Source organism: Corallococcus sp. CA054B, assembly GCF_003611625.1.
Classification (GTDB): domain Bacteria; phylum Myxococcota; class Myxococcia; order Myxococcales; family Myxococcaceae; genus Corallococcus; species Corallococcus coralloides.
On record NZ_RAVY01000290.1, the window covers coordinates 1 to 8,817 of the forward strand.

The 8,817-nt window shown below is 68.5% G+C and carries 5 protein-coding genes; all 5 read left to right on the plus strand.

Annotated elements, in window-relative coordinates:
- A partial coding sequence (locus D7V80_RS38710) for a prepilin peptidase (RefSeq protein WP_147447360.1) occupies positions 1–366 on the plus strand: 366 nt, incomplete at its 5' end.
- Between the two features lie 46 nt (positions 367–412).
- Positions 413–1,861, plus strand: coding sequence for a type II and III secretion system protein family protein (locus D7V80_RS38715; RefSeq protein ID WP_120592830.1), 1,449 nt, complete (start codon positions 413–415; stop codon positions 1,859–1,861).
- A gap of 149 nt (positions 1,862–2,010) precedes the next feature.
- Positions 2,011–3,762 carry an ATPase, T2SS/T4P/T4SS family gene (locus D7V80_RS38720; protein WP_120592831.1) on the plus strand — a complete coding sequence of 584 codons (1,752 nt, stop codon included), beginning with the start codon at positions 2,011–2,013 and terminating at the stop codon, positions 3,760–3,762.
- Positions 3,763–3,769: 7 nt separating this feature from the next.
- Entirely contained in the window at positions 3,770–5,989 is a 2,220-nt protein-coding gene (locus D7V80_RS38725; RefSeq protein ID WP_120592832.1) for an FHA domain-containing protein, read from the plus strand.
- Between the two features lie 59 nt (positions 5,990–6,048).
- On the plus strand, positions 6,049–8,754 hold the full coding sequence (polA, locus tag D7V80_RS38730; RefSeq protein WP_120592833.1) for a DNA polymerase I: 2,706 nt from the start codon (positions 6,049–6,051) through the stop codon (positions 8,752–8,754).
- Positions 8,755–8,817: the final 63 nt, after the last annotated feature.

Sequence of the window (8,817 nt, forward strand, 5' to 3'; positions counted from 1 at the left end):
GGGGTGGTGAGCGGGCTTCTGGCGGGCGCGGGACTCGCGCTGCTGCTGGTGCCGGGCGCGCTGCGCGGGCGCATGGGGTGGGGTGACGTCAAGCTGATGGCGGGCGTGGGCTGCGTGCTGGGCTTTCCCACGGTGCTCGCCGCGGCGGCCTTCATCTCGCTGACGGGCGCGCTGCAAGCCATCGTCACGCTGCTGTGGCAGGGGGCCGTCTGGGACACGCTGGCGGCGGTGGCCCGTCGCTGGGCGGTGCGGATGAAATGGATGCGCGAGGAAACCTCGCCCGCTCCCGTACGACACATCCCCTACGGCGTCTCCATCGCGCTCGGGACTTTCTGGGCCATGTGGTGGCAGCAACAACTGGGATAGCGCGCCGTCAGGCCGGGCGCGCGCACGCAAGAAGGGGACTCACACGATGTTCACTCGCTTCACGCAAGCCCTGGCGCTCGGCGCCGTCGTCACGGTGGTGGCCAGCGCCCCTGCCCAGGCCCAGGAGGGCAGCTCCGTCAGCCTGGGTGTGGGTACCCAGAAGGTGCTCACCATTCCCGGCCTCAGCCGCGTCGCGCTGGGTGATCCGTCCATCGCCGAGGTGAAGACGCTCGGCACCGGCCAGCTGCTCGTCACCGGTAACGCCGAAGGCAAGACGACGCTGCTCGTCTGGAAGTCCTCCGGTCAGCGCATCAGCTACCTGGTGACGGTCCGCAAGCAGGACCCCAACGAGGTCATCTCGGAGATCAAGCGCCTCCTGGGTGAAATCGAAGGCGTGTCCGTGCGCATGGTGGGCGACCGCATCTACCTGGACGGCCAAGCCTACACCACGCAGGACGCGGACCGCATCGAGCAGGTGGTGAGCCTGTACCCGAACGTGAAGTCGTTCGTGAAGATCGCCCCCAACGCCAAGAAGCTCGTCGCGCAGAACCTGAACGCGGCCTTCCAGAAGGCGGGCCTGAAGAACGTGCAGGCCAACGTGGTGGGCGCGACCATCTTCCTGGAGGGCTCCGTGGAGAGCCAGCAGGACCTCCAGAAGGCGGAGCTCATCACCAAGGCCATCGGTGAGAAGGTGGAGAACCTGCTCGTCGTCGGCATCAAGCGGATGATCCTCTCCGAGGTCCAGTTCGTCGAAATCCGCCGCAACAGCCGCGACCGCTACGGCATCAAGTACCCCACGGACATCACCGGCACGCTGACCGCCACCGCGACGCTGAACAAGGCGCTCATCCCCTCCGGCGACGCCATCTCCAACCTGGTGCTGGGCGCGACGGGCGGCTCCGACCTGAGCATCGGCTTCCAGGCCAACGACGGCTACGGCCGCCTGCTGGCGCAGCCCAAGCTGGTGTGCGCCAGCGGTGAGAAGGCGGAGTTCCTCGCCGGCGGCGAGGTGCCCATCCCCCTCATCACCAACACGCAGTTCACGGTGGAGTACAAGCCCTACGGCGTCATCCTGAACATCCGCCCCACCGCGGACCGCAACGGCAACATCCAGACGGAAGTGGAGGCCGAGGCCTCTGAAATCGACACCTCCGTGTCCGTGTCCTTCGGTGGTTCGTCCGCCATCCCCGGCTTCCGCACCCGCAAGGTCAAGACGAACGTCACCGTGCGCCACGGTGAAACCATCGTGCTGTCCGGCGTGTTCAGCCACGACGAGCAGAAGGCCGTCGCGAAGCTGCCCGGCCTGGGTCACATCCCCATCGTGGGCGAGCTGTTCAAGAACCGCGCGTTCGACTCCACCAAGCGCGAGCTGGTGATCTTCGTCACCCCGCGCATCGTGAACCCGGACTCGGACAAGGTCCGCAGCATCATCGAGGACGTGAAGACCCGCTACAAGCAGGCCCGCTCCGAGGTGAACTTCAACATCTTCGACTGACGGCCTTCCTCGCCGTCACGTTGGATCCGGGCCGGCCCCATCCCTGCTTCAGAGGGGGAGGGTGCCGGCCCGTCCGTTTCCGGGCAGCAGGCGGGCGAGCGTCGCAGGAGTCTTTGAGGTCGTAGGAGGGCTTGGTAGCATCCCGCCCCATGTTTCTCATCACGCTGACGGAGAAGGGTGGCGGTTCGGAGCAGCGGGAGTACCCGAAGAACGAGATCACGATCGGCCGGATTGCTGGCAACGACATCGTGCTCGCCAAGGGGAACGTCTCCAAGACCCACTCCCGCATCGTCGAGAAGGACGGTCGCTTCATCATCGTGGACATGAAGTCCACGAACGGCACCTTCGTGAACGGCAAGAAGATCGCCGGTCCCATGGTGCTCAAGCCCACCGACCAGGTCTCCATCGGCGACTACATCCTCAACGTGGAGCCGCTGGAGGAAGAGCCCGTCGACGAGGGCTACGACGAGGAGCAGGGCGAGGAGGCCTACGAGGAAGAGGCCTACGAAGAAGAGGAGCCCTACGAGGAAGAGGAGCCCGCGCCCGCCCCCGCGGCTCCCAGCCGCATGCCCGCGTCCATGGCCGCGGCCATGGCGAAGAACAAGCGCAAGGTGGACCCCCGGCTGGAGCGCTACTCGCGGCTTCAGAAGGAGATCCACGACCGGCTCATCGAGTACCTGGACCTGCGCCGCATGGACATGGACCGGCTCGGGGACGAGGAGCTCTGGCGCCGCACCGAAAAGGCCATCCGGGACATCATCGACCAGATGGAGGCGGACCAGGAGCTTCCCGGGGACGTGGACCGGGAGGAGCTGCTCACCGACGTCATCAACGAGGCGCTGGGCCTGGGGCCCCTGGAAGCGTTCCTCGCGTCGGAAGAGATCAGCGAGATCATGGTGAACCACGCCAACCAGATCTACATCGAGCGCAAGGGCAAGCTGACCCTGTCGGAGAAGACGTTCTCCTCCAACCAGGCGGTGCTCGGCGTCATCGAGCGCATCGTGGCGCCCATTGGCCGCCGCATCGACGAGTCCAGCCCGCTGGTGGACGCGCGCCTCAAGGACGGCAGCCGCGTGAACGCCATCATCCCGCCGCTGGCGCTCAAGGGTCCCTGCATCACCATCCGCAAGTTCAAGAAGGACGCGCTGAAGATCCAGGACCTCATCAAGTACAAGACCGTCACCGCGCAGATGGCCGAGTTCCTGGAGATGTGCGTGACGGCCCGGCGCAACATCGTCATCTCCGGCGGCACGGGCTCCGGGAAGACGACGACGCTGAACATCATCAGCTCGTTCATCCCGGAGGGTGAGCGCATCATCACGGTGGAGGACGCGGCGGAGCTTCAGCTGCCGCAGGACCACTGGGTGCAGCTGGAGAGCCGCCCGCCCAACCTGGAAGGCAAGGGCGCCATCACCATCCGCGAGCTGGTGAAGAACTGCCTGCGCATGCGGCCGGACCGCATCGTGGTGGGCGAGTGCCGCTCCGGTGAGACGCTGGACATGCTCCAGGCCATGAACACCGGCCACGACGGTTCGCTCACCACGCTGCACGCGAACACGCCGCGCGACGCGATTGCCCGGCTGGAGACGATGGTGCTCATGTCCGGCATGGAGCTGCCGGTGAAGGCCATCCGCGAGCAGATCGCCAGCGCCGTGCACCTCATCGTGCAGCAGACGCGCTTCTCCGACGGCTCTCGCAAGATCTGCTTCATCACCGAGGTGTCCGGCATGGAGGTCGACATCGTGACCCTGCAGGACATCTTCTATTACAAGCAGGACGGCTTCACGGAGGACCACAAGGTCCGCGGACGCTACGTGGCGTCGGGCTTCGTCCCGAAGTTCTACGACGAGCTCCAGCGCAAGGGCATCCCCGTGAACATGAGCATCTTCCGCGAGGACTGACGCGCCCATGCCTACCCTGGTCGTCCGTCACCCTGACGGCACTGAGCACGAGCACGAGATCGCGGGCGAGCTGAAGATCGGCCGCCAGCAGGGCAATGACCTGGTCCTCACGGAAGGCGGCGTGTCGCGGCAGCACGCGCGCGTCTACGTGGAGGGCGGCACCGTCTACGTGGAGGACGGAGGCAGCCAGAACGGCACCTTCGTGGACGGCGAGCGCATCGAGGGGCCCACGGCGCTGACGCCGGCCTCGCAGGTGCTGCTGGGCGACTACGAGCTGAAGCTCAAGGGCAGTGCCCGGAGCACCAGCGGCCGCCGCGCGGCGACGCCTCCGCCCGGCGATCCCGCGACGCTGTCGGACGCGCCCGTGAAGGGCACGCGCGCCATGCCCAGCATCCGCGCCAAGGCCACGCAGAACGGGGCCGCGAAGCCCGAGGGCGCGCTGGCGAGGCGGCCCGCGCGCTCCACGCCGTCGCGGGCGGGGGCGGGTGACGCGGCGGCGGGCGCGACTTCGGGTCCGGTGCTCAAGGGCATGACGGGGCCGTGGGCGGGCAAGTCCTATCCCATCCACGGCACGTTGCTGGTGGGCCGGGCTCCTCCGGCGGCGGTCATCCTGGATGACGACTCCGTGAGCCGGAAGCACGCGGAGGTGAAGCGCGAGGGCTCGGGCGTGCTCGCGCGCGACCTGGGCAGCGCCAACGGCACCCTGCTCAACGGCGAATTGCTGGGCGAGGAGTTCGTCGACCTGCAGCCCGGGGACGTCCTCCAGTTCGGCGTGGTGGAGATGACCTTCGAGGCCTCCGACACGCCCGCGCGCCGTCCGGGCACGGGCGCGGCGCCGCCCCGTCGTGGCGGCCGGGCAGCGCCCGAGGCGGACAAGAAGCGCAAGTTGCTGGTGGTCGCGGGCGGCGTGGTGGCGCTGCTGGCGGTGGCGGCGGTGGTGAAGTCCTCCATCGGGACTCCGCAGAAGGCGCAGAAGACGGGGCCCGCCGCGCCGATGGATCCCGCGCAGCAGGTGCAGGAGTTCCTCAGCGAGTGCCGCTCCTACTCCTCCAATGAGACGGGGGCTCCCGACTGGGGCCGCGCCGAAAAGGCGTGCGAGCAGGCGCTGGACATGGACCCCATCAACGCCGAGGCGAACACCCTCGTGCGGCGCATCAAGCTGGAGAAGGAGGCCTTCGACAACTTCGAGGCCGCGAAGAAGGCCATCGAGCTCAACCGCGAGAAGGACGCCCTGGAGTACCTGCGCAAGATTCCGAAGGAGAGCGAGTACTTCCGCCGCGCCCGCTCCAAGGCGAAGGAGACGGCCGAGCAGTTCGTGGAGCGCGCGAAGTTCGACTGCAATCGCTACCTCAACAACTCGCAGTGGGGCCCCGCGGTCCAGCGCTGCCAGCAGTACATGGAAGTGTGGTGCCAGAAGCAGAGCAAGGAGGACCTGGAGCCGCCCATCGGCCAGACGCTCCGCCTGGAGGGCGGCCTGCGCAAGAACGAGTGGCGCCCCAAGGACGCCATGTTCGTGAAGTTCCTGGTGGCCCGGAAGCGCGTGGAGCGCGACGCCGCGCCGTGGACGTGCCCCGTGTCCGCCATCCTCCAGGAGGACGGGCTGGGCGTGGATCAGGCCAGCGAGGTGCGCGCCATGTTCACCAAGCGCTACGCCCCGAAGCTCGTCCAGGCGGCGATGATGGACTACTGGACCGGCCGCGGCAGCGAGGCGATGGCGACGCTGCAGAAGCTGCGCTCGAAGGAAGACCAGGCGCAGTTCCACCAGCTGGCGGACGACCTCATCCGCGACGTGTCCAACGTGGATCAGCTCTTCAAGACGGGCCAGAGCTTGATCACCAACGAGGACCCCGAGCGCGCGGTGGCGCCGTTCAAGGAAGCGCTGGCGACGGACAAGCGCATCATGGCGGAGCTGGCGGAGTCGCACCTGTCCTTCTACCGGAAGAACATGTTCCAGGACCTGGCGACCGCCGCCTACCAGCGTGGCAAGCACTTCGCCGACCGCGAGGATCGCCGCCGCGGCTGCCGCATCTGGAAGATGGGCTTCGACTTCTACAAGGGCAACACGAACCTGAACCGCGTGGTGGCCTTCTGCTCCACGCAGGCGCAGAACGCGTTGAACAGCGTGGGCGGCTGCTCGGACTTCCAGGCGGTGGAGGACTACGCCGTGCCGGGTGACGGCATCGCCGAGCAGATGGTCGCGAAGAAGGCCGAGATGAAGTGCCGCTGAGCGGCGCTCCGGTGCGGGGCTTCGTGGACAGACAGCGGTAGGCGCGCTAGGGACGGGGGATGGCCGACACCAGCCCCCCGCGCTCCGAGCGCCGCCTGGCGCTCTTCGACGCCTCTGGCTTCATCTTCCGCGCCTATCACGCCATCCCCCCGCTCACGACGAGCAAGGGGGTGCCGACCAACGCGGTGCTGGGCTTCACCCGCATGGTGCTCAAGGCCCTGCAGGAGCTGAAGCCCACGCACGTGGCGCTGGCGTTCGACAAGTCCGGCCGCGTGGAGCGTCAGAAGATCGACCCCACGTACAAGGCGAACCGCAAGGCGCCGCCGGAGGACCTGACGCCCCAGTTCCCGCTCATCCGCAAGGTGGGGGACGTGCTGAACCTGTCCTCGCTGGACGCGGAGGGCTGGGAGGCGGACGACGTCATCGGCACGCTGGCGATGCAGGCCAAGGCGGAGGGCTTCCAGGTCCTGGTCGTCACCAGCGACAAGGACTTCATGCAGATCGTCGACGAGGACATCACCCTCTTCGACCCCGCGAAGAACAAGCGCATCGGCATCGCGGACGTGCAGGAGAAGATGGGCATCCTGCCCAGCCAGGTGCGCGACTTCCTGGCCCTGGTGGGCGACGCGGTGGACAACGTCGCCAAGGTGCCCGGCGTGGGCGACAAGACGGCGGTGGAGCTGCTCCACCAGTTCGGCGACGTGGAGACGCTGCTCGCGCGCGTGGAGGAAGTGAAGAAGCCGAAGATCCGCGCGGCGCTGGAGTCCCACCGCGAGAGCCTGACGCGCGCCAAGCAGCTCGTCACCTTCAACACCGGGCTGCCCCTGGGCGTGAAGCTGGACGACCTGGTCCGCCGCGCGCCGGACGCCACGCGCGCGCGGGACTTGTTCACGGAGCTGGAGTTCTTCGCGCTCCTGCGCGACCTGCCCGCGGAGGAGGCCCCGGCCCGGCCGGACGTGGCGCCGCTCGTGACCACCACCACTCTGGTCACCACCGAGGCGGAGCTGAAGGCGCTGGCGGACGCGGCGAAGGCCGCGGGGGCCCTCACCCTGGTGCCCGCCTTCGAGGGCATGCCCTTCGCGGCGCCGCTGGTGGGCCTGGGCGTGGCGCTGCCGGACGGCTCCACGCGCTACGTGCCGCTGAGGCACCAGCAGCTGGGCGCCACGCAGGTGCCGGTGGCGGCCTTCACCGCGGTGATGAAGGACGTCATCGCGGACGCGGCGGTGAAGAAGGGCGGCCACGACCTCAAGGCGCTCACGCTGGTGCTGGCCAGCGAAGGGCTGACGCTGGAGGGCGCGCACGACGACGTGGAGCTGCTCAGCTACCTGCTCAACCCGTCGCGCCGGGAGCACGCGCTGGAGGACCTGGCGCGGGAGCGGCTGCGCTCGGAGCTGCCGGCGCTGCCCGCGTCCGTGGGCGGCAAGAAGGGGCGGCCGCTCGCGGACCACGGGCCGGAAGAGGTGGCCGGGGCGTACGCGGTGCGCGCGGACGCGGCGCGAAGGATGGCGCCGGAGCTGTGGAAGGAGCTGGAGCTGGGCGGGCTCTCGGAGCTGGCCCGCACGCTGGAGCTGCCGCTGTTGCCCGTGCTCGCGCGCATGGAGCGCGAGGGCGTGAAGCTGGACGTGGCGGAGCTGGGCCGCACCTCCGAGCGCGTGGACGTGGAGGTGAAGGCGAAGGAGGCCGAGTGCCACCAGGCCGCGGGCCACGTCTTCAACCTGGGCTCCAACCCGCAGCTGGCGCAGGTGCTCTACGAGGAGCAGAAGCTGCCCATCCTCAAGCGCGGCAAGACGGGCCCGTCCACGGACCAGGAGGTGCTGGAGAAGCTGGCGGAGGAGCACAACAGCGTGCTCGCGCGCGCGCTCATCGAGTACCGGGGCCTGTCCAAGCTCAAGAGCACCTACCTGGACACGCTGCCCACGCTGGTGGCGAAGGACGGGCGCATCCACACCACGTACCACCAGGCGGCCACCGCCACGGGCCGGCTGTCCTCGTCCGACCCGAACCTGCAGAACATCCCCGTCCGCTCGGAGCTGGGGCGCGAGATCCGCCGCGCCTTCGTGGCGGACGCGGGGCACCAGCTGGTGAGCGCGGACTACTCGCAGATTGAGTTGCGGCTCCTGGCGCACATCGCGGAGGACCCGGTCCTCATCGATGCCTTCCGCAACGACGAGGACATCCACAGCCGCACGGCGGCGGAAGTCTTCGGCGTGGACCCCAAGGACGTGGACCGCGAGCAGCGCCGCGTGGCGAAGATGGTGAACTTCGGCATCGCGTACGGCCTGTCCGCGCACGGCCTGTCCACTCGCCTGGGCATCTCCCAGGAGAACGCGCGCGACGTCATCGAGCGGTACTTCATCCGGTACGCGGGCATCCGCCAATACCTGGAGGACACCGTGGAGAAGGCGCGCAAGGTGGGCTACGTGGAGACCCTCTACGGTCGCCGCCGCCTGATGGGGGACCTGCTCTCCAAGAACCGGGCGGTGGCCCAGGCCGCCGAGCGCGCCGCCATCAACATGCCCATCCAGGGCACCGCCGCGGACCTGATGAAGAAGGCCATGCTGGCCGTGGACGCCGCGCTCCGCGAGCAGAAGCTGAAGACGCGCGTGCTCCTCCAGGTGCACGACGAACTGCTCTTCGAGGCGCCGGACGCGGAAGTGGAGGCCGTGAAGGCCCTGGCCGTGAAGAGCATGGCCTCCGTCGCCGAGCTGAAGGTGCCGCTCAAGGTGGACGTGGGCGCGGGGAAGAGCTGGGCGGACGCGCACTGAGCACAAAAAATGCGGGAGAGCGCCCACCCCCGTAGGCGCCCTCCCGCTGCCCCATCCCCAATC